This window comes from Pseudomonas sp. 30_B, assembly GCF_017491605.1.
Classification (GTDB): domain Bacteria; phylum Pseudomonadota; class Gammaproteobacteria; order Pseudomonadales; family Pseudomonadaceae; genus Pseudomonas.
Genome location: NZ_JAFGYY010000251.1, coordinates 1 through 482 on the forward strand (window position 1 = coordinate 1; position 482 = coordinate 482).

Sequence of the window (482 nt, forward strand, 5' to 3'; positions counted from 1 at the left end):
GGTTGATCGCGACGAACCGTCCGCCCGCGCGCTTGAATTTCGAGATCGCGATCTTCAGCGGATTCGAATGATGATCCTCGGCGGTGCCGATCATGAAGAACAGCTTCGCGCGATCGAGATCGGGGCCGCCGAATTCCCAGAACGAGCCGCCGACCGTATAGATCATGCCGGCCGCCATGTTCGCCGAGCAAAAGCCGCCGTGCGCCGCGTAATTCGGCGTGCCGTACTGCTTCGCGAACAGGCCGGTGAGCGCCTGCATCTGGTCGCGGCCGGTGAAGAGCGCGAAGCGCTTCGGATCCGTCGCGCGCAGATGCGCGAGCCGCTGTTCGAGCACGGAGAACGCGACGTCCCACGATACCGGCTCGAACTGCGCGCTGCCGCGCTCGGCGCCCGCCTTGCGCATCAGCGGCTGCGTGAGGCGCGCGGGCGAATACTGTTTCATGATGCCCGATGCGCCTTTCGCGCAGATCACGCCCTGGTTC

Annotated in this window: 1 protein-coding gene; it reads right to left on the reverse strand. The window is 65.6% G+C overall.

Features of this window, described 5'->3' with window-relative positions; genetic code table 11:
* A partial coding sequence (locus J5M67_RS28140) for a molybdopterin-dependent oxidoreductase (protein ID WP_207888637.1) occupies window positions 1-482 on the reverse strand: 482 nt, incomplete at both ends.